This is a genomic window from Streptomyces canus 299MFChir4.1, from assembly GCF_000383615.1.
GTDB classification, from domain to species: domain Bacteria; phylum Actinomycetota; class Actinomycetes; order Streptomycetales; family Streptomycetaceae; genus Streptomyces; species Streptomyces canus_C.
The window spans coordinates 96,940-121,611 of record NZ_KB911585.1 but is presented as its reverse complement, the minus strand read 5'-3'; the positions used below and the strand labels follow the sequence as shown (position 1 = coordinate 121,611).

The window sequence follows — 24,672 nt, the reverse complement described above, 5'->3', positions numbered from 1 at the left end:
GACATGAGCACGGCCACGAACACCGACTGGCAGACCCGCCCCGCCCCCGCCACCGCCCAGCAGTGGATCGCCCGCGCCGCCGAGGCCGCCGCCGTCCTCGCCACCGACGCCGCCGCCCGCGACCACGCGGGCGCCACCCCGTACGCCGAGGTGCAGCTCCTCAAGGACGCCGGACTCGTCACCCTCCTCGGCCCGACCGAGCACGGCGGCGGAGGCCAGGACTGGACGACCGCCTACCGGGTCGTCCGCGAGATCGCCAAGGCCGACGGCTCCATCGGCCAGCTCCTCGGCTACCACTACCTGTGGTTCTGGGCCGCCCGCCTGGTCGGCACCCGCGAGCAGTGGGAGCACGTCGAGGCCGAGGCCACCGGGAACCGCTGGTTCTTCGGCGGCGCGGTCAACCCGCGCGACCAGGACGTCGTCGTGACCGAGGACGGCGACGACCTCGTCTACACCGGCCGCAAGACCTTCTCCACCGGCAGCAAGGTCTCCGACGTCACCGTCCTCGAAGGCGTCCTGGAGGGCACCGACAGCCACGTCTTCGCCATCGTGCCCTCCGACTCCGAGGGCCTGACCTTCCACGACGACTGGGACAACATCGGCCAGCGCCTCACCGAGAGCGGCGGCGTCACCCTCGACGGCGTCCGCACCCCGTGGGCGAGCGCCGCCGGATACGTCGACAAGGTGTTCCAGCCGCGCGTCTACAACACCCTCAACGTCCCCACCATCCAGCTGGTCTTCGTCAACTTCTACCTCGGCATCGCGGGCGGCGCGCTGGAGACGGCCGCCACCTATACCCGCGAGAAATCCCGCTCCTGGCTGCACGGCGGCTTCGAGCGCGCGGTCGACGAGCCGTACGTCATCGACACCTACGGCGACCTGACCGCCAAGCTCTGGGCGGCCGAGGCCCTCGCCGACGCCGTCGCCGCCGAGGGACAGAAGCTGCACGACGACCCCGACGCGGTCACCGAGAAGGCACGCGGCGACTTCGAGGTCCGGGTGGCCGCAGTCAAGGCCCGCGCCACCGACGTGGCCCTGGAGGTCTCCCACCGGATCTTCGAGGTGACGGGCGCCCGCTCCACGGCCACCTCTGAGGGCCTGGACCGGTTCTGGCGCAACGTCCGCACCCACACGCTGCACGACCCCGTCGCCTACAAGCGGCGCGAGGTCGGCCGCTGGGTCCTCGAAGGCGAACTGCCCGAACCCACCTGGTACTCCTGACCGCTCCCCCCGGGGCGCCCCCTCCTGAACCGGGGGCGCCCCGCCTCCTCCCTCCGAAAGAGGACCCCATGGCCACCGTCCTGTCCGTCTCCGGCAGCCCCTCCGCCTCCTCGCGCACCAACCGGCTGCTGCGCCACCTCGACCGGCGCCTGGCCGCACAGGGACACGAGGTGATCCCGCTCGACGTGCGCACCATCCCCGCCCAGGCCCTGCTCGGCGCCGACTTCAAGCACCCGGCGATCGTCGAGGCCACCGAGCTGTTCGCGCGCGCCGACGGGGTCGTCGTCGGCACCCCCGTCTACAAGGCGTCGTACTCCGGAGTCCTCAAGGCGCTCCTGGACCTGCTCCCGCAGTACGCGCTGGCCGGCAAGACCGTGCTGCCGCTGGCCACCGGCGGCTCCACCGCTCATGTCCTGGCCATCGACTACGCGCTCCGCCCGGTCCTCAGCTCCATGGGCGCGGCCCACATCGTGCAGGGCTGGTTCACCCTCGACAAGGACATCAGCGTGCAGGACGACGGCTCGCTGACCGTCGCGCCCGCCGCGAGCGAGGCGCTCACCCAGGTCGTCGACCAGTTCTCGACCGCGCTGGGCCGACGACCGGTGCTGGCGGCGGCGGGCTGACGGACATGACCGCCCATGTGATCACCGACGACCAGGAGGCCCTGGCGGTCGCCGCGTCGCTCGCCGAGGAGTTCCGCGCGGGGGCCTCCGCCAGGGATGCCGAACGCAGGCTGCCACGCGCGGAGCTGGACCGCCTCTCCGCCTCCGGGCTGCTCGCCGTCACCGTCCCCGCCGAACACGGGGGAGCGGACGTGAGCACGTCCACTCTCGCCGAGATCTTCCGACTGCTCGCCGCCGCCGACGCGAGCCTTGCCCAGATCCCGCAGAGCCACTTCGTGTACGTCAACGTGATCAACCGTCAGGGCACCGAGGAGCAGCGCAAGTTCTTCTTCGCCGAAGTCCTCGGCGGCCGCCGCTTCGGCAACGCGCAGTCGGAGGCGGGCACCCGGCACGTCCAGGTCATCCGCACCCGCCTGCACCCACTGCCGGACGGCTCGTACCGCCTCGACGGTGTCAAGCACTACTGCACCGGCGCCCTGTTCGCCGACTGGATCCCGGTGCTGGCCCGCGCCGAGCACGACAAACTGCACGTCGCCTATGTTCCCCGGGACACCCCCGGTGTCACGGTGATCGACGACTGGGACGGCCTAGGCCAGCGGACGACGGCCAGCGGCACCGTCCGCCTGGCAGGCGTCGAGGTCCCGGCCGACCGGGTGCTGCCCCACCACCTCACCTTCGAGGGGCCACAACTCCACGGAGCCGTCGCCCAGTTGCTGCATGCCGCCATCGACACCGGGATCGCCGGGGGCGCGCTCGCGGAGGCGGCGGAGTTCGTCCGGACGAAGAGCCGACCGTGGTTCGAGAGCGAGGTCGAGACGGCGGCCGAGGACCCTCTGCTGATCCAGCGGTTCGGTGAACTCGCCCTCCAGGCAAGGGCGTCCGAGGCGCTGCTGCGGGAAGCCGCCCGCGCCGTCGACGCGGCCCGCGCCGACCTCACCGACGACTCGGCGGCCGAGGCGTCCGTCGCCGTCGCCGTCGCCAAGGTCCAGGCGGCCCAGGCCGCGGTGGACGTGGCCGGGGCGCTCTTCGAGGTCGCCGGCACCCGTTCGGCGCTCAACTCCCTGAATCTGCACCGGCACTGGCGCGATGCCCGCACGCACACCCTGCACGCCCCGACCCGCTGGAAGATCCAGCACATCGGCCGGTACGTGCTCAACGGCACCCGGCCGCCCCGCCACGGCCTCCTCTAGAGACACCCGAACGGAGACCCCCATGTCCCTCACCTTCCACTGGTTCCTGCCCACCAACGGCGACAGCCGTCACGTCGTGGGCGGCGGTCACGGCACACCCGCCACCGTCTCCGGACGGGACCGGCCGCCGACGGTCGGCTACCTGAGCCAGATCGCCCGGGCGGCCGAGGACCTGGGCTTCGTGGGGGCGCTCACACCCACCGGCGCCTGGTGCGAGGACGCGTGGCTGACCACCGCGATGGTGAGCCGGCACACCGAACGGCTGAAGTTCCTGGTCGCCTTCCGGCCCGGTTTCGTCTCACCGACCCTCGCCGCCCAGATGGCGTCCACCTTCCAGCGGCAGTCCGGGGGACGGCTGCTGCTCAACGTCGTCACCGGCGGGGAGAGCCACGAGCAGCGGGCCTACGGGGACTTCCTCGACAAGGACGCCCGCTACCGTCGTACCGGCGAATTCCTGGAGGTCGTACGGGGGTTGTGGGAGGGCAAGACCGTCGACCTGCACGGCGAGCACCTCCGGGTCGAGGACGCGAAGCTGGCGCGGGTGCCCGATCCGGTGCCCGAGGTGTACTTCGGCGGGTCCTCGCCCGTCGCCGGGGAGGTCGCCGCCAAGTACGCCGACGTGTACCTCACCTGGGGCGAGCCGCCCGCACAGGTCGCCGAGAAGATCGCCTGGATCCGCGGGCTGGCGGCGCGGCAGGGACGCACCCTGCGCTTCGGGATCCGCCTGCACGTGATCACCCGGGACACCTCCGAGCAGGCCTGGGCGGAGGCGGACCGACTGCTCGACGGCTTCGACCCGGAGACGGTGAGGTCGGTGCAGGCCGGGCTCGCCCGCAGCGAGTCGGAGGGTCAGCAGCGGATGCTCGCCCTGCACGGCGGCGGCGACCGGAACGGCCTGGAGATCCACCCCAACCTGTGGGCCGGCATCGGCCTGGTGCGCGGCGGCGCCGGCACCGCGCTGGTCGGCAGCCACGACGAGGTGGCCGAGCGGATCAAGGAGTACCACGCCCTCGGCATCGACGAGTTCGTGCTCTCCGGCTACCCGCACCTTGAGGAGGCGTACTGGTTCGGCGAGGGAGTCCTGCCCCGCCTCGCCGCGCAGGGGCTGTGGCGGCACCCGTCCGGCGAGGAGGCCGCGCCCTCGCCGCAGGTGCCGTTCGCGAGCTAGGGCGGTCACCCCGTACGCTCACGGGTTCGACCTGCGCATCCGTCGAGAGGAACAGCCCGTGAGTGACTGGCAGTTGACCAGGACCTTCCGCAGCAGCTCCGGTGAGGTCCGCTGGGACAGCCTCGGAGATCCGGGCCGTGCCCCGGTCGTCCTCCTCCACGGCACGCCCTTCTCCTCGTACGTCTGGCGTGCCGTGGCCCGCGCCCTCTCCCGCCGCCACCACGTGTTCGTGTGGGACATGCCCGGCTACGGGGCCTCGGAGAAGTCCGCGGGCCAGGACGTCTCCCTGGCCGCCCAGAGCAGGGTCTTCACCGAGCTCCTGGCGCACTGGGAGCTGGCCGAACCCCGGGTCGTGGCCCATGACTTCGGCGGTGCCGTGTCCCTGCGGGCCCATCTGCTGCACGGGGCCCGCTACCACTCGCTCACCCTGGTCGACCCGGTCGCGCTGGCCCCCTGGGGAACGCCGTTCTTCCGGCTCGTCGGCAAGAACTCCGCGGTCTTCGACGCACTCCCGCCCGCCCTGCACCGGGCCCTCGTCCGCGAGTACGTCAGCTCGGCCAGCAGCCCCGGCCTGCACCCCGCCGTCCACGACCGGCTCGTCGAACCCTGGCTCGGAGACCCCGGCCAGGCCGCCTTCTACCGCCAGATCGCCCAGGCCGACCAGCATTACACCGACGAAGTGCAGGACCGGTACGGCGAGATCACCATCCCGACCCTGGTGTGCTGGGGCGAGGACGACACCTGGATCCCCGTGGACAAGGGGCACGAACTCGTCGCCCGCATCCCGGGCGCACGCCTCGACGTCATCCCCGGCGCAGGGCACTTGGTCCAGGAGGACGCACCCGCCGCACTCCTGGCGGCCCTGCTCGACTAGATCTCCGCCAGGGCGCCCAGATGCGCCCGCCGCACCTCCCCCGTCTGCCCCTGCACCAGCAGGAACATCCCCTCACGGAACAGCCGTTGGGCCGTACCGCCCAGGTCCATCGCACGGCCGCCGCCCGCCACCACGGCCGCCGTCGTGGCGGCGCGCATCAAGTCGTACGACCGCGTCTTGAGCGCGAGCCGTTCGGGGACGCGCTCGTACGGGACGGGGTGCTCGGCGAGGTCGTACACCTGCCCGCGCACCTCGTCGAGAGGGCCGTGCAGGGCAGCCGCGGTCTCCCGCTCGCCGGCGTCCTCCAGTACCCGGAGCGCCGCATACGCCACGCCGAAGACGGCCGGGGAGGCGTTGGTGGCGCGGGGCCCGTCGACCAGCGCGAACTTCTCCTGCGGGGTGCGCAGCACCACCGAATCCTCGGGCAGCCACAGGCCGTCCAGGGACAGGGAGACCGTCCGGGCCGCGGTGAGCGCGGCGAGCCGCATCGGCTCCGACGCCCGCAGTCCTGGCTGCTCGCGTGCCTCCGTGAACGCGAACACCACCTCGTCCGCCTCGCTCACCCCGGCCAGCAGCATCACGTCGTTCAGGCCCCAGCCCGTGTACCAGGGCACCCTGCCGTCGAACCGCCAGCCGCCCCGCTCGGCCGTCGCCCGCACCGGCACCCGGGGAAACGCGCGGACGTGCGCGTACGCGATCCCGGCCAGCAGTTCACCGGTCGCCAGCGGCCCGAGCAGCCGCTCCCGCACCGGCAGACCGGACTGCGTGAGCAGCCTCACCGGCGAGTGGTGCTGGGTCTGCACGAACCACGTCGAGCAGCACGCCCCGGCCAGGATCTCCTGGACCTCCCGCGCCACCGCGTCCGGAGCGGCCGCACCGCCGTACTCCTTCGGCGCGCTCACTCCGAGCAGTCCCGAGCGTCTGATCGCGTCGAGGTGGCTCGCGGGCACGCCCCCCTGGTCGACGCGCGCCGCGTGCGGAGCGAGGAGGCCGTCGGCGAGGGAGTGGGCGGTGGCGAGGAGCGGGTGCGGTGCGGTGGTCATGACGAAGATTCTCCCGATTCCGTCGCGCGCGGTGTCGATCCGGGGGTGTGCCGTTCGTGTAGGAGGTGAGACAGACTCACAGGAGGAGATGGACATGCAGTACTACCTGCTCAATGTCATGCAGCCCGGCTGGGACGAGCTGCCCGCCCCGGAGGAGCTGGCCGAGATCGGCAAGCGGCTCGACGTCTTCCACCAGGAGCTCCGCGCGGCCGGGGCCTGGGTCTTCGCCGGAGGACTGCACAGCCCCGACTCCTCGACCGTGCTGCGGCCCCGCGACGGCGACGTGCTCATCACCGACGGCCCGTACGCCGAGGGCAAGGAACAGCTCGGCGGCCTCTGCATCGTGAAGGCGCCCGACCTGGACGCGGCCCTGGAGTGGGGGCGCAAGGCGGCCCTGGCCACCACCCTGCCCATCGAGGTGCGCCCCTTCCAGCACGAGTCCGAGGACTGATGACCCTGGACGTCGAGGGCGTCTTCCGCGAGGAGTACGGCCGCGCGGTCGCCGTCCTCGTCCGCTTCCTCGGTGACATCGACCTCGCCGAGGAAGCGGTCCAGGACGCCTTCACCACGGCCGTGCGGCGCTGGCCCGAGACCGGTGTGCCGCCGAGCCCGGCCGGCTGGATCATCACCACCGCCCGCAACCGCGCGATCGACCGGCTGCGCCGCGAGTCCACCAGGCAGGCCCGCCACGCCGAGGCCGCCCTGCTGAACGCCCCCGACGCACCGCCCGAGGAGGGCCCCGTGCGCGACGAACGGCTCCGCCTCCTCTTCACCTGCTGCCACCCCGCGCTCGCCCCCCAGGCCCGGGTCGCCCTCACCCTCCGGCTGCTCGGCGGCCTCACCACCGCACAGATCGCCCGTGCCTTCCTGGTCCCCGAGCCGACCATGGCCCAGCGCCTCGTCCGCGCCAAGGCAAAGATCCGCGACGCCCGCATCCCCTACCGCGTCCCCCGCGACGCCGACCTCCCCGACCGGCTCAACGGAGTGCTCGCCGTCGTCTACCTCGTCTTCAACGAGGGCTACGGCGGCACACCCGACCTGTGCGCCGAAGCCGTACGCCTGGGCCGGCTGCTGACCGAGCTGATGCCGGACGAGCCCGAGGCCACCGGACTGCTCGCCCTGATGCTGCTCATCGAGTCCCGCCGGGCCGCCCGCACCGACGACCGGGGCGAACTCGTACCGCTGTCCGAGCAGGACCCGGCCCGCTGGGACCGCGCGCTCGTCGCCGAGGGGCAGTCACTCGTACGGCGGTGTCTGCGCCGGAACCAGCCGGGGCCGTACCAGATCCAGGCCGCCATCCAGGCCGTCCACAGCGACGCGCCCACCGACTGGGGACAGGTCCACCGGCTGTACGACCAGCTCATGGCCGTGGCGCCCAGCCCCGTCGTGGCCCTGAACCGGGCGGTCGCCGTGGCCGAGACCGAGGGACCCGCGCGGGCCCTCACCCTGGTGGACGCACTCGACCTCGACGGCTACCACGTCCTCCACGCGGTCCGGGCCGACCTGCTGCGCCGCCTCGGACGCGACGCGGAAGCCGCGGACGCCTACGCGAGGGCCGCCGCACTCACCGAGAACCCGGCGGAGCGCACCTATCTCGAACACCGTCGCCGGTCGCTGTGACCCCGTCCCGGAAAGTACTGGCGGCGATCCGGAATTGGCCCGGCCGTGAAAAGGTTGCAATATACATCTGACCGTCGAGACCCAGGCCGCAAGGCCCGCGCACCCCCAGCGAGGCACCCGTGAACCACCCCGCCCCCGAGCAGCCCGCCGACGTCGTCGCCCGACTGCGCGCCACCTTCCGCAGCGGCCGCACCAAGCCCGTCGAGTGGCGTACGACCCAGCTGCGCCGCCTGCGCGAGCTGCTCACGGAGAACGGCACGGAGCTGGCCGCCGCCCTCCACGCCGACCTGGGCAAGAGCTCCACCGAGGCCTTCCGCACCGAGATCGACTTCACGATCCGCGAGATCGACCACACCCTGGACCACCTCACCGACTGGCTGCGCCCCGAGTCCGCCCCCGTCCCCGCACACCTCGGCACCGACGCGCGCGCCTGGACGCAGTACGACCCGCTCGGCGTCGTCCTCGTCATCGCCCCGTGGAACTACCCGGCCCAGCTGCTGCTCGCCCCCGTGGTCGGCGCCCTCGCCGCGGGCAACGCGGTGGTCGCCAAGCCGAGCGAGCTGGCCCCGGCCACCTCCGCCGCCGTGGCCCGGCTGCTCCCCGCCTACCTGGACACCGACGCGGTGGCCGTCGTCGAGGGCGGCATCCCCGAGACCACCGCCCTGCTCGCCGAGCGCTTCGACCACATCTTCTACACCGGCAACGGCACGGTGGGCCGCGTCGTCCTGCGCGCCGCCGCCGAGCACCTGACCCCGGTCACCCTCGAACTGGGCGGGAAGTCCCCGGCCTTCGTCGACCGCGACGCCGACCTCACCGTCGTCGCCGACCGCCTGGCCCGCGGCAAGTTCCTCAACGCCGGGCAGACCTGCGTCGCCCCCGACTACGTCCTGACCGACCCAGAGACCGCGGCCGCCCTGGAGCCGCTGCTGAAGAACGCCGTCGACACGCTGTACGGCGGCGACCCCGCGGAATCCGGCGAGTACGGCCGCATCATCAACGAACGGCACTTCGACCGGCTCACCGGACTGCTGGACTCGGGCCGCACGGTCGTGGGCGGCACGAGCGACCGTACGGCCAAGTACATCGCGCCCACCGTCCTCGCCGACGTGGACCCCGAGTCCCCGGTGATGCGGGAGGAGATCTTCGGCCCGATCCTGCCGATCGTCACCGTGCCCGGCCTCGACGAGGCCATCGACTTCATCACCGACCGGGACAAGCCGCTCGCCCTGTACGTCTTCACCGACTCCGACACGACCCGGGGCCGCATCGCCGCCGAGACCTCCTCCGGCGGCCTCGGCTACGGTCTGCCCCTCGCCCATCTGACCGTCTCCGACCTGCCGTTCGGCGGAGTGGGGGAGAGCGGCATGGGCAACTACCACGGCCGCTACTCCATCGAGACCTTCAGCCACCGCAAGGCGATCCTGGAGAAGCCGCTCGGCTAGTCGCCGGACGCGGTGCGAGACGGGGCGCGGCCCGGCAGGACCCCGAGATCCTGCTGGGCCATCTGCGCGAGTTCCGCGGCCACGGCCCGACACGGCCACCGGCTCCTTCTAGGCTCGATGACGACGACCGGAGAATCCACGGCGCACTGTCCGTGCAGAGGACGGGGGAGTACCGATGCACGACTGGGTGATGCCGACGGCCCGGGCATCCTCGACCGGGGCCCGCAGGGGGGACGGCTTCCTCGACACCCCCTTCTCCGAGCGCTGCGCCGGCCTCGTCGACGCCGGACACCACGTGTTCCTCGGGATCAGCCCCGGCAACGGCTACTTCTCCGAGGACCGGCTCCTCGCGCTGCTGCGCTGGGCCGCCACCCGCTTCACCCGGATCGAGATCGCCCACCCCGACACCGACACCGTCGCCTGCACCTATCTCGGTCGCGGCTACGAGCCCGGGCACGCCCGCGCCCGCGCTCACCGCGACGTACGCCAGACGGCCAACCGGATCTCCCGCGCCGTGACCACCGCGCGGATCGAACCGTCCCGGCTGCGTGTCGCGCGGTTCTCCGACTTCTACGACACCCCGGCCTACCGTGCCGCCCTCCAGCGCGTCACCCGCGCGCACCGGGAGCAATCCGCGTTCCACGCCACCCATACCCGCATGGTCACCGGCGTCCTGCGCACCACGATGCCCGCCGACTGGACCCCGACCGCCGGCCAACTGGCCGCAGGTGCCGAGTACTTGGACCGCGAACTGCCCTTCCTCCTCGACACCCCGGCCATCCTCGGCGTACCGGCGTCGGTCTTCGCCTACCGCGCCACCCCGGCCCTCGCCGGTTTCCTCTACGGCCCGGACGCGCCGCTCCCGGCCGTCGACACGCAGGGATTCGTCGCCGTGGAACCTCTCCAGCCGACGTGACCGCCCACCCGCCCGGGCTCCTCCGGAACCTATCCGGCAAGCTCGGTGCCCGACAGAACATCCGCACCCCCGCAGGGAGTTGACGTCATGACCGACAAGCTCACCGTGAGCGTCCTGGGCACCGGCATCATGGGTGCCGCGATGGCCCGCAACCTCGCCCGCGCCGGACATGCCGTCCGCGCCTGGAACCGCAGCCCGGACAAGGCGCGGCCGCTGGCCGAGGACGGCGTCGAGGTCGCCGGCAGCCCCGCCGAGGCCGTGCGCGGCGCCGACGTCGTCCTGACCATGCTGTACGACGGCCCCGCGGCCCTGGACGTCATGCGCCAGGCCGCCGAGGGACTCCGCCCGGGCGTCGCCTGGGTGCAGTCGACCACCGCCGGCGTCGAGGCGATCGCCGACCTGGCCGCCTTCGCCCGCGAGCACCAACTGGTGTTCTTCGACGCGCCCGTTCTGGGCACCCGACAGCCCGCCGAGGCCGGTCAGCTGCTGGTCCTCGCCGCCGGACCGGTCGAGGGCCGTGGCGCCGTGACCCCCGTCCTCGACGCGGTCGGCGCCCGCACGGTGTGGACCGGCGAGGACGGCGCCGAGGGCAGCGCGACCAGGCTGAAGCTGGTCGCCAACAGCTGGGTGCTCGCGGTGACCAACGCGGCCGGAGAGGCCCTCGCCCTCGCGAAGGCCCTCGGCGTGGACCCGCAGGGCTTCTTCGACGCCATCGACGGCGGCCCTCTCGACATGGGCTATCTGCGGGCCAAGTCGGGCCTGATCCTCGACGGCCGGCTGTCACCGGCCCAGTTCGCGGTCTCCACCGCCGCCAAGGACGCCCGTCTCATCGTCGAGGCCGGTGAGCGGGGCGGAGTCCGCCTCGACGTGGCCGCCGCGAGCGCCGAGCGTTTCGAGCGCGCCGCCGCCCAGGGCCACGGCGACGAGGACATGGCAGCCGCCTATTTCGCGAGCTTCGACGAGAAGGCCTGACCCCGAGTCCGGAACACCCGAAGAGGAGGACCCCTCATGTCCAAGCCCCCGCTGCCGCCCGAGGCCGTGGAACTGCTCGGCCGCCCCAACCCCTGCGTGATGGCGACCCTGCGCTCCGACGGGGCGCCGGTGTCGGCCCCCACCTGGTACCTCTGGGAGGACGGCCGTGTCCTGATCAACCTTGACGAGGGCCGCGTCCGGCTGAAGCACCTGCGCCGTGACCCTCGCGTCACGCTCACCGTCCTGGACAGCGACAACTGGTATACGCACGTCACGCTCATCGGCCGCGCGGTCGAGATGTACGCGGACGAGGACCTCGCCGACATCGACCGACTCTCCACCCACTACGGCGGCCGTCCCTACCCGAACCGGGTCCGGGGCCGCGTGAGCGCCTGGATCGAGGTCGACCGCTGGCACGGCTGGGGCGAGATGAAGGACAACGACCAGTCCGGCTGACGTCCCGACAGTGGGGGAGAGGGAGGCCACCGACCGGGCCCTCCCCCCTCTCGCGCACCCGCGTCCCGTGCGTCAGGCGTCGCTGCTCAGGGGGTGGCTGAAGCCCTGGTCGGAGATGAGGCGGGCGCCTTCGGCGAGTTCCATGGCGAAGCGCTCGACGGCCTCGTAGGGGAAGCGGTGGCTGGGGCCGCTCAGGGAGAGGGAGGCGACGACCTTGCCGGTGCGGCCCGTGACCGGGACCGCGACCGCGGTGAGCCCCTCGTCGAACTCGCTGCTGCTGACGGCGTAGCCGCGCTCGGCCGCCTCCGTGACCCAGGCCCGCAGCCGCTCGACCTGTGCCCCGCCCTGCGGTGAGGCGGCCGCGACCCGGCGCAGGAACGCCTCGGAGGCGCCCCGCAGCAGGATCTTCGAGGAGGCACCGGCCCACAGCGGCTGCTCGTCGCCGACGTCGACGACATGGCGCAGCGGATGCGGACTCTCCTCGTGGGCGACGCAGATGCGGTGGACGCCCCGGGCGACGAACAGGTTCACGGTCTCGCCGAGCCGGTCCGCGAGATCACGCATGACCTTCCGGGTCTCCTGCGGCACCTCCCACTGGCCGCGCGCGAGATACGCCCAGCGCCACAGCGCGGGCCCCGCGGTGTAGCCGGACGGGTGCGAGCCCAGCAGGCCGGTCTCCTCCAGGGTCTGCACCAGCCGCAGCGCCGTGGTCTTGGCGAGCCCGGTCGCGCCGGTGATCTCCCGCAGCGTGATCACCGGCCGGTCCTCGGTGAGCAGGGTGAGGATGTCGAAGGCCCGCCGCACACTGCGCACCCCTCCCGCGTGCTGGTCGGCGTCGCCCCCCGCCGACGTCTGTGCGTCGCTCACCCGCTGCCTCCCGTACGGTCCCCACGGCCCTCGGCCGACGTTGCTGCCTCCGACCGTAGTCCGCTCCGCGGACCGAGGAAACCGGCCGCGCCCTTGTTGGCGGAGGCGTGGCCCCCTAGGCTGACCGCACAGTGGACCGATTGGACCGTCTGGTGGTCGCCCTGAAATCTTCTCCCGGACCGCCGGACGGGCCGGGAAGACCTGGATCGACCTCAGGAGCGAGCATGCGCAAGTCCATCGCCACCGTCTGCCTCAGCGGCACCCTCACCGAGAAACTGACGGCCGCCTCACGGGCAGGCTTCGAAGGCGTCGAGATCTTCGAGAACGACCTCCTCGCCAGCCCCCTCGCCCCCGAGGAGATCGCCGCCCGCACGGCCGACCTGGGGCTGCGCATCGACCTCTACCAGCCCATGCGGGACATCGAGGCCGTCCCGGAGGAGCTCTTCGCCCGCAACCTGAGGCGTGCCCGGTACAAGTTCGAGCTGATGCGCAGGCTCGGCGCCGACACCGTCCTCGTCTGTTCCAGCGTCTGCGAGCAGGCCGTGGACGACGACGCCCTCGCGGCCGAGCAACTGCGCCGACTCGCCGACCTGGCCCAGGAGTCCGGCATCCGGGTGGCCTACGAGGCGCTGGCGTGGGGACGGCACGTCAGCACGTACGACCACGCCTGGCGGATCGTCGAGGCCGCGGACCATCCGGCGCTCGGCACCTGCCTGGACAGCTTCCACATCCTCTCCAGGGGCTCCGACCCCAAGGGTGTCGAGGACATCCCCGGCGACAAGATCTTCTTCCTCCAGCTCGCGGACGCCCCGCTGATGGCCATGGACGTCCTGCAGTGGAGCCGCCACTACCGCTGCTTCCCGGGCCAGGGCGGATTCGACGTGGCCGGACTCCTGCGCCATGTCCTGAACGCCGGATACGACGGCCCCCTGTCCCTGGAGGTCTTCAACGACGTCTTCCGCCAGGCGGACGCGGGCCGCACAGCGCTGGACGGACTGCGCTCCCTGCTCGCCCTGGAGGAGAACGCGGGCGTCTCCCCGCTCCCGGCGCCGGTGATCCCCTCGGGCGTCGCCTTCGCCGAACTCGCCACCAGCGACCCCGAGCCCGTCGGTGAACTTCTCACGGCTCTCGGCTTCACCCGCACCGCCCGCCATCACGGCAAGCCGGTCGACCTCTGGGAACAGGGCGAGGCCCGGGTCCTGGTCAACACGGGCACCGCCGGCCGCCGCACCGACACCACCCTGGCCGCCGTAGGACTGGAGACGGCGGATCCGGCCGCCTCCGCGCGACGGGCGGAAGCCCTGCTCGCGCCCACCCTGCCCAAGCGCCGCACCGCACAGGACGTCCCGCTGGAGTCGATCGCGGCCCCGGACGGCACCGAAGTCCTGTTCTGCGCGACCGGCCGACCCGAACTCCCCAGCTGGACCGACGACTTCGCGTACACGGCCGAGAGTGCGAGCGCGACCGCCCTCACCATCGACCACCTCGCGCTGACCCAGCCCTGGCACCACTTCGACGAGTCGGTGCTCTTCCACCGCACGGTGCTTGGCCTCAGCCCGCACGACACCGTCGAACTCGCCGACCCCTACGGCCTGTTCCGCAGCCGTGCCCTGTCCGCCCCCTCCGACGGACCCCGGCTGGTCCTCAACCTCGCACCCAGTCCGGAGGAGGGCGGTGAGACACGGGCCCGGCATGTGGCGTTCGCCGTCGACGACATCGTCGCCGCCGTCCGCCGCTTCCGGACGGCCGGAGCAGGTCTGCTGCGCGTCCCGGCGAACTACTACGACGACCTGGAGGCCCGTTTCGACTTCGCCGAGGGGGAGTTGGAGACGTATCGCGAGCTCGGCATCCTTTACGACCGCGACGAGCGGGGCGGCGAGTTCCGGCACTGCTACACCGAGACCGTCGGCCATGTCTTCTTCGAGTTCGTGCAGCGCTCCGGCGGCTACGCCGGGTTCGGTGCGGCCAACGCGCCCGTCCGGCTGGCCGCGCAGCGCAGGTAGGAGTTCGGGAAGTGCCTTCGGGGACGAGCCGGAGGTGTGTCATCATCCGCCGATGACCTCCGAATCGATCACCGCGGACGCGGCAGGCACCTGGACACTCGGCGATCTCACCGTCAACCGCATAGGCTTCGGCGCGATGCGGCTGACCGGCAGCGCGGCCTTCCACCATGGCACCCCGAGCGACCGGCAGCGGTCGATCACCGTACTGCGCGGGGCCGTCGAACTCGGCGTCAACCACATCGACACGGCGGCCTTCTACTTCTCCTCCCTGCGCTCCGCCAACGAGATCATCAACAGCGCGCTGTCCCCGTACTCCGACGATCTCGTCATCGCCTCGAAGGTCGGCCCCTTTCGTGACTACTCGGGGGAGTGGGCCACTTCTGCACGGCCCGAGGACCTGCGTGGACATGTCGAGGAGAACCTCCGCCAGCTCGGCCGCGACCACCTTGATCTGGTCTACCTCCGCCGGATGCGTCAGGACTCGGTCGCCGAGCACTTCGGCGCCCTCGCCGAACTGCGCGACAAGGGCCTCGTCCGGCACCTCGGCATCTCCGACGTCGAGCCCCGGCACCTCGTCGAGGCGCAGGCCATCGCGCCGGTGGTGTCCGTGCAGAACCGCTTCGGACTCGATTCCCGCGACCGGGCCACCGACGAGATGGTGCGGATCTGCGGCGAACAGGGCATCGCCTTCGTGCCGTTCTTCGCGATCGCCGGGGACGCCGGAGCCGAGGGCGCCACCACCGCCCACGACGAGGCGGTGCTCGCCGTCGCGCGGGCCCACGACGCCACCCCCGCCCAGGTCAGGCTCGCCTGGACCCTGGCTCAGGGGCCGCACGTCCTCGCCATCCCCGGCACCGGCAACCCCGACCACCTGGCCGAGAACATCGCGGCGGGCGCGCTGAGGCTCACCGAGGACGAGCTCGACACCCTGAACTCGCTTCACCAGAAGGAAGACTGAGAGGTCATACGACCCACACGCCGTCCTCCATGACATGCCGCCCGCGCATCTCGTGCACGCCGTTGAGGGCCTGCACGGTGCGCGGGCGCACCTGGAAGAAGGCGTAGGAGGCGCTGTCCTCGCGGGGATCCCAGCCGGTCTTCGCCCGGAAGGCCTCGATCGCCGCGGCCGGCACGTCCGTCCCGCCGTACGTCCGCACCTCCCCGTCGATCAGCACGACGTCCTGGGTGTCCCCGAAGGCCAGCCGGGTGCGGCCGCCGTCGCGGAGATTGCGCCCCGTGGGATTGGTGATCCGCGTGGACACCCAGACGCACTCTCCGTCCCAGACGAACCACAGCGCGACCAGACAAGGCAGCCCGTCGGCGTCCGCCGACGCCACCCAGATGTCCAACTCCCGCTCCAGACGGGCCAGTACGTCCCCCTTGCGCTCCGCGGCGGTCCGGCTCTCGGTGATCGTCATGCCCGCGACGCTATCGCCCATCTCTCCCCACCGCCTCGGTCCGGGGCCCTACGCCCACGGACCGAGGGGTGGACGAGTCCCGGGCTCCGGCTGCCGGACCATGCCGGTGCCGAGGGCCTGACGCGTCCAGCGAGGGCCCCGGCCGCGCCGGCCGTCACCGCGCAGCAAGGTCCGGCCGCGCAGGAACCCACGCCACGGTCTCCCCCACCTCGCGGGGGCGGAGACCGTGCCGGGCGGCCCCGCTCACCCGTGCCGACAGGGCATCTCTGCTTGCGTCCGACCGATCCGCCGCGAGGTACGCGTCATGCTTCCGGCCTGATCCGCAGGCCCGGCCCTACCCCAGCCGCTCGTGCAGGAAGGGCACTGTCCTCTCCCAGGCGCGGGTGGCGGACCCGGGGTCGTGGGCCTCGGGGCGGCCGTCGTTGAAGAAGGCGTGGTCCGCCGGGTACAGGCGCAGGTCAGGGGTGATTCCGGACTGCTCGCGGACGGCCTCGCGCAGGGCGTCGAGGCTTTCCGCCGGGATGGTCCGGTCGAGCTCGCCGTAGTGGCCCAGGATCTCCGCCTTCAGGTTCGAGAAGTCGGGCAGCTCGCCCTGGATCACGCCGTAGAACGGCACCGCGGCGCTCACCCGCGGGTCGGCCGCCGCCAGGTACAGGACGAATCCGCCGCCCATGCAGAAACCGACCGCGCCCACGGTGTCCGAGGTGACCTCGTCCAGCGACAGCAGGTGGTCGACCGCGCCGGACAGCAGTTCCACGCCCCGCGCGACCGGCAGTGCCTGCATCATCCGCAGGGCCTCGCCGCTGTCGTGGGCGACATTGCCGCCGTACAGGTCGGGAGCGAGCGCGACGAAGCCCTCCGCCGCCAGCCGGTCGGCGACGTCGGCGATGTGGTCGGTCAGACCCCACCACTCCTGGATCACGATGACCCCCGGCCCGCTCCCGGACGGCGGCAGCGCCAGATAGCCGTGCGCGGTGGTGCCGCCGCTCGGGAAGGTGACGTTCTGGTGGGCGGGTGCTCCGGTCGACTTCGGCCGTTCGGCCATGGTGCTCGACTCCTGTGCGGTCCGGTGGACGGGGGCGCCGGAGCCGTGACCCCGGCGGTGATCACCAGCCTGCCACGCACTCCGTACGGCCCGCCGACAGGGGCCGGAGACCGGACTGGCGCCGCCGAAGTTTTACGTATAACCTCTCCCGTCAACCACCCGTCCCGAGAGGCACCGATGAGACGCGTCGCCCTGGTCACCCTTGTCGTCGACGACTACGACGAGGCGATCCGCTTCTACACCGAGGCCCTCGGCTTCCGGCTCGTCGAGGACGCCCCCCGCCCCGACGGCTCCCGCTGGGTCGTCGTGCGGCCGGACGAGCGCGAGGGCGGCACCGACCTGCTGCTCGCCCGCGCCAAGGACGAGGCCCAGCAGGAGCGGGTGGGGAACCAGACCGGCGGTCGCGTCGGCTTCTTCCTGCACACCGACGACTTCGCCCGCGACCACGCCCGCATGCTCGCCGCGGGCGTGACCTTCCTGGAGGAGCCCCGTCACGAGCCCTACGGCTCGGTCGCCGTCTTCCAGGACCTCCACGGAAACCGCTGGGACCTGCTCCAGCCCGCCGACTGACCCTCCCCGCCACCCTGTTCGACGTACGAAGAAAGACCTCGCCATGACCGCTACGCGCGTAGACGCCGATCTGATCCGCCGCCTCCCCAAGGCCGTCCTGCACGACCACCTCGACGGCGGCCTGCGCCCCGCCACCGTGGTGGAGCTCGCGGCCGAGGTCGGCCACACCCTGCCCACCACCGACCCGGACGAGCTCGCCGCCTGGTACTTCGAGGCCGCCAACTCCGGTGACCTGGTGCGCTACATAGCCACCTTCGAGCACACCCTCGCCGTCATGCAGACCCGCGAGGGCCTGCTGCGCACGGCCGAGGAGTACGTCCTCGACCTGGCCGCCGACGGGGTCGTGTACGGCGAGGTGCGCTACGCCCCCGAGCTGAACACCAACGGCGGACTGGCCATGGCCGAGGTCGTCGAGACCGTCCAGGAGGGCCTGGCCGCCGGCATGGCGAAGGCCGCCGCCGCGGGCACCCCGGTGCGGGTCGGCACCCTGCTGTGCGGGATGCGGATGTTCGACCGGGTGCGCGAGGCCGCCGACCTGGCCGTGGCCTTCCGGGATGCCGGTGTCGTCGGCTTCGACATCGCGGGCGCCGAGGACGGCTTCCCGGCCGCCGACCACCTGGACGCCTTCGAGTACCTGCGCCGCGAGAACGTGCCCTTCACGATCCACGCCGGTGAGGCCCACGGCCTGCCCAGCATCCACCAGGCCGTGCAGGTGTGCGGCGCCCAGCGGCTCGGCCACGGTGTGCGGATCACCGAGGACATCCCCGACCTCGCGAGCGGCAAGCTCGGCCGGCTCGCGGGCTACGTCCGGGACCGCCGGATCGCCCTGGAGATGTGCCCGACCTCCAACCTTCAGACCGGCGCGGCCACCTCGATCGCCGAGCATCCGATCACGGCCCTGAAGGACCTGGGCTTCCGGGTCACCCTCAACACCGACAACCGGCTGGTGTCGGGGACGACGATGACCCGGGAGATGTCCCTGCTGGTCGAGGAGGCGGGCTGGACGGTCGAGGACCTGCGCACGGTCACGGTGAACGCCCTCAAGAGCGCCTTCATCCCGTTCGACGAGCGCAAGGCCCTCATCGAGGACGTCGTCCTGCCGGGCTACGCGCTCTGAAGCAGCCCCCGCAGATAGGCGGCCTGTCCGACGTGCTGCAGATCGTCGGACAGGACGCTGACCAGCCGCACCCCCAGGGTGACCGGCGGATCCCAGTTCTCGTCCACGACGCGCTCCAGGTCCCCGGCCGTCAGCCCGCGCAGGGCTTCGAGACTCTGGGCGTGCACGGCGTCGTAGTAGCCGGTGAGCAGGTCCGCGGAGTCGACCCGCACCTTGGCGACCTGCGCGGAGGTGTGGCCGTAGCCGATGTCGCGCGGCTTCAGATCGAGGCCGAACCGCTTCTCCCAGTCCTGCGTCAGCCACACCTGGTCCAGGCCGAAGGCGCCGGCGACATGGTCGTCCTGGACGCGGGTGAGATGCCAGACCAGCCAGGCGAGGGAGTTGGCGTCGGGGCCGGGACGGTGGTTGAGGTCGTCGGGGCCCAGGCCCTCGACGGCGGCGTGGACTTCTTCCTGGATGCGGCTGTAGCCGTCGATGAGGATGTCCTTTGCATGCATGACATCCACCATCGCGCATCGCGCCGCGTCACGTGGGACCTGCTCCGGTGTCATGCCCGGGAATCCAGCTCCCGTGTCACGCGTCGGGAATCCAGCTCCCGTGGAAGCCCAGGGGCACCCGTCCCGGCAGATGGATCCGGGCCACCGGCTCGGCCGTGAAGTCCTGGGCCGCGAGAATCACCAGGTCCGAGGCCCCGCGCTCGGGGTTGTGGACATACGCGATCGCGTACCCGTCGTCCTCGGCGGCCCGTCCGTCGCAGGGGTCGGACGGCACGAACACGGCCTCGCTCGCCGCCGCCCCCCGGGGCAGCCGGTGCACCTGTGAGGTGCCCCGCAGCAGGTCGTGCTTGATGAGCGCGTTGGTGAACGCCCGGTCGGGAGGCGGGTTGCCGTCGACCGCCTGATAGGCGGCCGCCATCTCCGCGGCCGCCGCCGAGTAGCCGTAGCGGTGGCGGCGGGACACCAGAGCCTCGTTGACGCGCGGGAATTCCTGCGGGCGGTCGTCGAGGGTCCGCACCCGCACCCGCCCCTGCCGCAGGTCGACCGTCCAGCGGTCGAGCCGGGGAGTACCCGGTGTGTACGGCCCGCCCGAGCCGTTGCCCGCCACGAGGAAGTGCGCGTCGAAGTTGGTCGTGTCGATGACCAGGTTCGATCCCTCCTCGTACGCGTTGAGGGTGTGCGAGTAGTACACCGGGTCGACCTCGAACCAGCGGACCGTGCCTCCCTCGCGCGGCAGCACACCGATCCGCGCCGGATGCCGGTCGTTCCAGGCGTAGGGCACGATGTCGCCGCGCTCCGCGCCCGCCGGGTCGAAGGTGACCGGCATGTCGAGGATGATCACGTACCGCTCGGTGAGCGCGAAGTCGTGGATCATCGGGGCGTCGGCCACCGGGATCCGCGTGCTGCGCGAGACGCGGCCCGCCGGGTCCACGACCAGGTGCCGCACATGGTCCCAGGTCGGGTAGTAGGCGATCGCGTGCAGCTCGCCGGCGTGCACGTCGAACTTGGTGTGCGCGGTGAACGCGCCCTCCAGCGTGCCCCGGAAGTCGTAGGTGCCCACGGTGTTCAGCTCGTCGTCGAGCTCGTACGGCAGAGGTCCGCTCTCCTGGAGCGCCAGGATGCGCCCCCGGTGGGGGATCACATGGGTGTTGCACGGGAAGTCGTCCGGCGGCACCGGGCCCGGGTAGGGCTCGCCGAGCTTCTTCGCGACCTGGGAGGAGCGGACCCAGCGGTTGCGGTACCACTCGGCGCGGCCCTCGCGCAGCCGGACGCCGTGCACCATGCCGTCGCCGAGCATCCAGTGGTGGGCGCGCGGGTCCTCCAGGCCCAGCACGTTGGGGCCGGTGCGCAGGTAGCGGCCGTTCAGCTCGCGCGGGACACGGCCGGTGACCGGCAGGTCGAAGGCCGTCAGCTCCTCGGTGACCGGCTTGAAGGCCCCCTCCAGGAAGGGGAAGCGGCGCGTCGGTGCCGTGCGGGGCGCCGCGGAGGCGGGTCCGGCGCCCACTCCCGTGCCGGCCAGTCCGCCAGCGGCGGCGACCGCCGCCGCGCCTCGCAGTACGTTCCGTCGTGTGGGGCTCGTCGATCGTGCGGGGTTCGTCGTGCGTGTGGTGTCCGTCGTGCGTGTGGAGTCCGTCATCTTCCCTGCTCCTGACCGCAGTTGTCTTCGGGGACGGTCATGAGTCTGGGGTGTGCGGCGGCTCGGGTCAGGAGGGGTGGACCCCGTCCTGGGGGTGGTGCCAAGCCCCCTCTTTCTCCCGCGCGGCGGCTCAGCTGTCCAGCAGCGCCATCAACGCCCGCGCCGCCGGGCTGGTGGCCTGCGGGGGCGGCAGCAGGGCGACCGTCTCGTACACGGTCTCGCCGGTGCCCTTGACGGGCAGGGCCGTCAGCGACGGCCGCTTGTGCCGGAAGTGCTGCGGAACGACCGCCACGCCGAGGTTCTCGTCCACCAGGTCGAGAAGGCTGTGCACGTCGTTGACCTCCAGGGCGACCGACCGGCGTACGCCCGCCTCGGCGAAGACGGCGTCGGTGGTGCGGCGCGGCCCCCAGTCCGGGTGGAAGTCGACGAAGACCTCACCGCCCAGGTCCTCCGGGGTCACGGCCGCGCCGGCCGCCGCGAGCGGATGGCTCGGATGGCACAGCACGGTCATCGGCTCGCTGGTCAGCGGTACGGCCCGCAGCTGGTCGCTCTCCTCCCGCGTCCCCCGCACGGCGAACGCCAGGTCCAGGCGCCCGGCGGCGACCTCCTCGGCGAGGGCGCCCGAGCCCGCCTGCCGCAGACAGATCTCCACGTCCGGATGCTGCCGCCGGAACGCGGCCAGCAGCCCCGCCACATGCACCCCGGCGATGCACTGCTCGGAGCCCAGCGCGAGCATCCCGCGCAGCACCCCCTGCACCGCGGCCACCGCCTCGTGGGCGGAACGCACCTGTGCGAGGATCCGCTCGGCCTCGCCGAGCAGGGCCCGCCCGGCGGGGGTGAGCGTCACCCGGCGGGTGGTCCGCACGAACAGCGGGGTCTGCAGCTCCCGCTCCAGCGCCCGGATGGACGCGGACAGCCCGGACTGCGACACCAGGAGCCGTTCGGCGGCCCGGGTGAAGTGCTGGTCCTCGGCGACCGCCACGAAGTGCTGAAGATGGCGCAGTTCCATGATTGAGAAGCCTAACCGCTGAATTCCATCGGATTCTTCTGTTGGACCAATGCCCCCAGGTCGCGAAAGAGTGGGGTTGGATTCACGACTTTTTTGGTTCCACCGTGCCAACCCCTCTGGAGTCGCGTTGTACACCGCACACCCCGACCGCTACGCGGAGATGCCCTACCGGCGCACCGGACGCAGCGGCCTGAAGCTGCCCGCGATCTCGCTCGGCCTGTGGCACAACTTCGGCCCGGCGGACCGCACGGTCGAGACCCAGCGGGCCATCCTGCGCCGCGCCTTCGACCTCGGTGTCACCCACTTCGACCTCGCCAACAACTACGGTCCGCCGCCCGGTGCCGCCGAGTCCGCGTTCGGCGAGGCCCTCAAGGCCGACCTCGCGGCCTACCGCGACGAGCTGATCATCTCCACCAAGGCCGGCTATCTGATGTGGCCCGGTCCGTACGGCGAGTGGGGCTCCCGCAAGTACCTGCTGTCCTCGCTGGACCAGAGCCTGACCCGGATGGGCCTGGACTACGTCGACATCTTCTACTCGCACCGCCCCGACCCGGACACCCCCCTCGAAGAGACGATGGGTGCCCTGCACACCGCGGTCCAGCAGGGCAAGGCGCTGTATGTCGGCATCTCCAACTACTCCGCCGAGCAGACCCGCGAGGCCGCCCGCATCCTCGGCGAGCTGGGCACCCCGCTCCTCATCCACCAGCCGCGGTACTCGATGCTGGACCGGCGCCCCGAGGACGGCGGCCTGCTGGACGCGCTCGACGAGCTTCAGGTCGGCTCGATCGTCTTCTCCCCGCTGGAGCAGGGCCTGCTCACCGGCCGCTACCTCGACGGCATCCCCGAGGACTCCCGGGCCGCGAGCGACAGCCCCTTCCTGAATTCGGACGCCGTCACCGAGGACCTGGTCCGGCAGCTCCGCGAGCTCAACGAGGTCGCCGAGGGCCGGGGCCAGACCCTCGCCCAGCTGGCCCTGGCCTGGGTCCTGCGCGGCGGCCGGGTCACCTCGGCCCTCGTCGGCGCGAGCAGCCCGAAGCAGATCGAGGACAGCGTGGGCACGATCGCCAACCTGGACTTCGCCCCGGAGGAACTGGCGAGGATCGACGCGATCCTCAAGGCGTGACCGGCTCGATCCTCAAGGCGTGACCGACGCGGCCCTCACGGCCGCGGGCAGTCGAACGGACCGGGCGCCGGACTCTCAGGCCGGCGCCCGGTCCCTTTCGGTTCGACGCCACCGTCACCGTCCCCGCTACCGAGGCCCAGGGCGCCGTCCGGCGCGGCGCGAAGGCGATCGCCGGAGGTGAAGGGCCGTCCGGGCCGGGCCGCTTCCGCCCCCGACGGTCGTCACAGAGCCCCGTCCGGAGCGGGAGTCGAAGCCGGGAGCCGATGTGGGCCGAGACCCCGCGCCGTGGCGGCCCGCTCAGCCGGTCCGCTCCTCGATGCGCACGGTCACCGTGTCGCCCGCGTCCTTGCCGATGGCCTTCCGCACGTCGGCCTTGACGGGCAGCATGTGGGTGCCGTCCCCGAGGGCCATGAAGGAGCTCTGGAAAGGGTGCCCGTCGATCGTCCCGCGGACCTTGACGAGACCCCGGGTGCCGAAGAACTCCACCGAGGCGGGCCAGCGGACACAGGTCCAGCCGCCCTTCCCCGGGTTCCTGCTGAGGACCGCGGTGAATTCCGCGTCCACCTTTCCGGTCGTGGCCATGATGTTCTCCCTCGCCGACGGCTTCCTCTTCAAGAGACCACCGGCGAGGGGAAAACTCATCGTGGCCCTTCCTCAGGCTCCCGCGGGCACCCGGTCCAGGAACCCGTACACGGTCCTGATCCTGCCGTCCCCGTCGAGCGTGACCACGTCGGATCCGGCGACGGGTGCCGATCCGTCCTCGCTCACGAGCTCCCAGGAGAACCGCGCGGTGTCGTGATGTCCGTCGACGGGGCCGGTGATCCGGAAGGCGAAACCGGGGAACTGCTCGTGGGCCGCCGCGATCACCGCGGCGATCCCGTCGTGGCCCACGACGTCGGCGAGCGGGTCGGTGTACCCGCCGTCCACCGCCCAGGCGGCTGCCACGGCCTTGGTGCGTGCCTCCGGCTCACGCGCGTTCCAGGCTTCGAAGTAGCGGGCGACGGCACTCTCGTAGCGGTCGGTGTTCGCGGACATGGGAAATCAGCCTCCATCGAGGTCGTCTGTGCTGGTGGGACCTGGTGAGGCAACCTTGCCCGCGGCGCCGGGAACCGTCGATTACTTCCCGGGTCATGGCGTTTGAACGTGCACCCGTCAGATTTCGGCCAGGAGGGGGGACGAATATGCCAGGAGACTGGCCAAAAAGACGTGGTGACAGTGTTTCAGTAGTGAACATACTCGACTGACAGGACCTTCACATCGAGCGAAGTGCCCGTCACGCACAGCAGCAAAGACCGCGTACCGCACATGAGCCGCACGGAAAGCGAGGCCCTGCCGGCAGGCGAACGAGCAAGCGGGGGAGTTGATCGTGCACGACGAATTCCTGTGCCACGTCACGGGGTACGGCATCTGCGACGGACGCCGCATCGGCGTACCCCTCGGAACGTACCGCGCGCCGACCCTCGCCCTCGCCCTGTGGTGGATGCGCGACCGGGCCTCGTGGATCGCCGACCGATTAGACCCCCAGCCCGAGGCCGAGTACTTTCCCGCGGGCGCCCTGGCCCCCGTCGCCCCCACCGTGCTGGACGTGCCCGCCGTGATGCGGGCCTGGTGCGCCGACCTGTACCAACAGGATCTGGTCGCCGACGAGTTGGCGGCCGGCCGGCTGGTCCGGATCGCTGCGAGCGACGACACCACGGAGTACGAACTGCTCGCCGAGTCCGTGGACGCCGTGAGAATGCACCGGACGGCCTCGGCGCTCTTCACCCCCGTCGCCTGAGTCGGCCGGCCTCCGCCCCCGCGCTCCGCGCCCTCGCTCCTCCGGTTCGCGTCACCAGGCGACCAAAGGGGTGAATCGGTAGAAT

26 protein-coding genes are annotated in these 24,672 nt (G+C 72.0%); 17 read left to right on the top strand and 9 right to left on the bottom strand.

The features are described from left to right. The first annotated feature begins 3 nt into the window (after window positions 1-3). The 5 genes from H293_RS0111490 (at window position 4) to H293_RS0111470 (ending at window position 5,076) form a co-directional block, all read left to right on the top strand. Window positions 4-1,221 (top strand): acyl-CoA dehydrogenase family protein, encoded by a 1,218-nt coding sequence (locus H293_RS0111490; RefSeq protein ID WP_020118026.1) that lies wholly within the window; start codon window positions 4-6, stop codon window positions 1,219-1,221. Between the two features lie 68 nt (window positions 1,222-1,289). Next, a complete protein-coding gene (gene ssuE, locus H293_RS0111485; protein ID WP_020118025.1) occupies window positions 1,290-1,844 on the top strand; it encodes an NADPH-dependent FMN reductase in 555 nt (184 codons plus the stop codon). A gap of 5 nt (window positions 1,845-1,849) precedes the next feature. Next, a complete protein-coding gene (locus H293_RS0111480) occupies window positions 1,850-3,034 on the top strand; it encodes an SfnB family sulfur acquisition oxidoreductase (protein ID WP_020118024.1) in 1,185 nt (394 codons plus the stop codon). A 22-nt stretch (window positions 3,035-3,056) separates the two neighbouring features. Continuing rightward, a complete protein-coding gene (locus H293_RS0111475) occupies window positions 3,057-4,202 on the top strand; it encodes an LLM class flavin-dependent oxidoreductase (RefSeq protein WP_020118023.1) in 1,146 nt (381 codons plus the stop codon). A 58-nt stretch (window positions 4,203-4,260) separates the two neighbouring features. Further along, entirely contained in the window at window positions 4,261-5,076 is an 816-nt protein-coding gene (locus H293_RS0111470) for an alpha/beta fold hydrolase (protein WP_020118022.1), read from the top strand. On the opposite strand, the gene H293_RS0111465 is transcribed toward H293_RS0111470, so the two are convergent. After that, entirely contained in the window at window positions 5,073-6,119 is a 1,047-nt protein-coding gene (locus tag H293_RS0111465; RefSeq protein WP_020118021.1) for an acyl-CoA dehydrogenase family protein, read from the bottom strand. The two genes, H293_RS0111470 and H293_RS0111465, sit on opposite strands and share 4 nt — an antisense overlap. Before the next feature lie 94 nt (window positions 6,120-6,213). Here H293_RS0111465 and H293_RS0111460 point away from each other — a divergent pair, with 94 nt between their 5' ends. The 6 genes from H293_RS0111460 to H293_RS0111430 all read left to right on the top strand — a co-directional run bounded on the left by H293_RS0111460 (window position 6,214) and on the right by H293_RS0111430 (window position 11,525). Beyond that, on the top strand, window positions 6,214-6,570 hold the full coding sequence (locus H293_RS0111460; RefSeq protein ID WP_028807751.1) for a YciI family protein: 357 nt from the start codon (window positions 6,214-6,216) through the stop codon (window positions 6,568-6,570). Continuing rightward, the gene (locus H293_RS0111455) at window positions 6,570-7,739 is read left to right on the top strand and encodes an RNA polymerase sigma factor (protein ID WP_020118019.1); all 1,170 of its coding nucleotides are present in this window, start codon (window positions 6,570-6,572) and stop codon (window positions 7,737-7,739) included. The genes H293_RS0111460 and H293_RS0111455 overlap by 1 nt, the downstream gene beginning before the upstream one ends. A gap of 119 nt (window positions 7,740-7,858) precedes the next feature. Then, the gene (locus tag H293_RS0111450; RefSeq protein WP_020118018.1) at window positions 7,859-9,181 is read left to right on the top strand and encodes an aldehyde dehydrogenase family protein; all 1,323 of its coding nucleotides are present in this window, start codon (window positions 7,859-7,861) and stop codon (window positions 9,179-9,181) included. A gap of 175 nt (window positions 9,182-9,356) precedes the next feature. After that, the gene (locus H293_RS0111440; RefSeq protein ID WP_020118017.1) at window positions 9,357-10,097 is read left to right on the top strand and encodes a tRNA-dependent cyclodipeptide synthase; all 741 of its coding nucleotides are present in this window, start codon (window positions 9,357-9,359) and stop codon (window positions 10,095-10,097) included. An 87-nt stretch (window positions 10,098-10,184) separates the two neighbouring features. Then, window positions 10,185-11,069 (top strand): NAD(P)-dependent oxidoreductase, encoded by an 885-nt coding sequence (locus tag H293_RS0111435; RefSeq protein WP_020118016.1) that lies wholly within the window; start codon window positions 10,185-10,187, stop codon window positions 11,067-11,069. Window positions 11,070-11,105: 36 nt separating this feature from the next. After that, window positions 11,106-11,525 carry a PPOX class F420-dependent oxidoreductase gene (locus H293_RS0111430; RefSeq protein WP_020118015.1) on the top strand — a complete coding sequence of 140 codons (420 nt, stop codon included), beginning with the start codon at window positions 11,106-11,108 and terminating at the stop codon, window positions 11,523-11,525. Between the two features lie 72 nt (window positions 11,526-11,597). Here the strand turns inward: H293_RS0111430 and H293_RS0111425 are convergent, their stop codons facing one another. After that, window positions 11,598-12,392: an IclR family transcriptional regulator gene (locus H293_RS0111425; RefSeq protein ID WP_020118014.1), complete on the bottom strand. Its 795-nt coding sequence runs from the start codon at window positions 12,390-12,392 to the stop codon at window positions 11,598-11,600. 224 nt (window positions 12,393-12,616) lie between these two features. Between H293_RS0111425 and H293_RS0111420 the strand changes: the two genes are divergently transcribed. After that, window positions 12,617-14,395: a bifunctional sugar phosphate isomerase/epimerase/4-hydroxyphenylpyruvate dioxygenase family protein gene (locus H293_RS0111420; RefSeq protein ID WP_020118013.1), complete on the top strand. Its 1,779-nt coding sequence runs from the start codon at window positions 12,617-12,619 to the stop codon at window positions 14,393-14,395. A 52-nt stretch (window positions 14,396-14,447) separates the two neighbouring features. Continuing rightward, window positions 14,448-15,353 carry an aldo/keto reductase gene (locus H293_RS0111415; RefSeq protein ID WP_020118012.1) on the top strand — a complete coding sequence of 302 codons (906 nt, stop codon included), beginning with the start codon at window positions 14,448-14,450 and terminating at the stop codon, window positions 15,351-15,353. A 4-nt stretch (window positions 15,354-15,357) separates the two neighbouring features. Here H293_RS0111415 and H293_RS0111410 read toward each other — a convergent pair whose 3' ends face one another. Both H293_RS0111410 and H293_RS0111405 read right to left on the bottom strand, forming a co-directional pair. Continuing rightward, window positions 15,358-15,813, bottom strand: coding sequence for a pyridoxamine 5'-phosphate oxidase family protein (locus H293_RS0111410; protein WP_020118011.1), 456 nt, complete (start codon window positions 15,811-15,813; stop codon window positions 15,358-15,360). 334 nt (window positions 15,814-16,147) lie between these two features. Next, window positions 16,148-16,858, bottom strand: coding sequence for a dienelactone hydrolase family protein (locus tag H293_RS0111405; RefSeq protein ID WP_020118010.1), 711 nt, complete (start codon window positions 16,856-16,858; stop codon window positions 16,148-16,150). Window positions 16,859-17,035: 177 nt separating this feature from the next. Here H293_RS0111405 and H293_RS0111400 point away from each other — a divergent pair, with 177 nt between their 5' ends. Beyond that, the gene (locus H293_RS0111400; RefSeq protein WP_020118009.1) at window positions 17,036-17,428 is read left to right on the top strand and encodes a VOC family protein; all 393 of its coding nucleotides are present in this window, start codon (window positions 17,036-17,038) and stop codon (window positions 17,426-17,428) included. A gap of 43 nt (window positions 17,429-17,471) precedes the next feature. Beyond that, entirely contained in the window at window positions 17,472-18,545 is a 1,074-nt protein-coding gene (locus H293_RS0111395) for an adenosine deaminase (RefSeq protein WP_020118008.1), read from the top strand. Here the strand turns inward: H293_RS0111395 and H293_RS0111390 are convergent. The 3 genes from H293_RS0111390 to H293_RS0111380 all read right to left on the bottom strand — a co-directional run bounded on the left by H293_RS0111390 (window position 18,533) and on the right by H293_RS0111380 (window position 21,687). After that, window positions 18,533-19,042, bottom strand: a complete 510-nt coding sequence (locus tag H293_RS0111390) for a mycothiol transferase (RefSeq protein ID WP_028807750.1) — start codon at window positions 19,040-19,042, stop codon at window positions 18,533-18,535. The genes H293_RS0111395 and H293_RS0111390 overlap by 13 nt on opposite strands. A gap of 76 nt (window positions 19,043-19,118) precedes the next feature. Next, entirely contained in the window at window positions 19,119-20,678 is a 1,560-nt protein-coding gene (locus H293_RS0111385; protein ID WP_020118006.1) for a carotenoid oxygenase family protein, read from the bottom strand. A 130-nt stretch (window positions 20,679-20,808) separates the two neighbouring features. Further along, a complete protein-coding gene (locus H293_RS0111380; RefSeq protein ID WP_020118005.1) occupies window positions 20,809-21,687 on the bottom strand; it encodes a LysR family transcriptional regulator in 879 nt (292 codons plus the stop codon). 127 nt (window positions 21,688-21,814) lie between these two features. Here H293_RS0111380 and mgrA point away from each other — a divergent pair, with 127 nt between their 5' ends. Further along, window positions 21,815-22,810 (top strand): L-glyceraldehyde 3-phosphate reductase, encoded by a 996-nt coding sequence (gene mgrA, locus H293_RS0111375; RefSeq protein WP_020118004.1) that lies wholly within the window; start codon window positions 21,815-21,817, stop codon window positions 22,808-22,810. Between the two features lie 297 nt (window positions 22,811-23,107). Here the strand turns inward: mgrA and H293_RS0111370 are convergent, their stop codons facing one another. Both H293_RS0111370 and H293_RS0111365 read right to left on the bottom strand, forming a co-directional pair. Beyond that, complete coding sequence (locus tag H293_RS0111370; RefSeq protein ID WP_020118003.1) at window positions 23,108-23,392, bottom strand: DUF1905 domain-containing protein; 285 nt, start codon at window positions 23,390-23,392, stop codon at window positions 23,108-23,110. 72 nt (window positions 23,393-23,464) lie between these two features. Next, window positions 23,465-23,845, bottom strand: coding sequence for a nuclear transport factor 2 family protein (locus H293_RS0111365; RefSeq protein ID WP_020118002.1), 381 nt, complete (start codon window positions 23,843-23,845; stop codon window positions 23,465-23,467). Window positions 23,846-24,176: 331 nt separating this feature from the next. Here H293_RS0111365 and H293_RS0111360 point away from each other — a divergent pair, with 331 nt between their 5' ends. Further along, on the top strand, window positions 24,177-24,587 hold the full coding sequence (locus H293_RS0111360; RefSeq protein WP_028807748.1) for a hypothetical protein: 411 nt from the start codon (window positions 24,177-24,179) through the stop codon (window positions 24,585-24,587). Window positions 24,588-24,672: the final 85 nt, after the last annotated feature.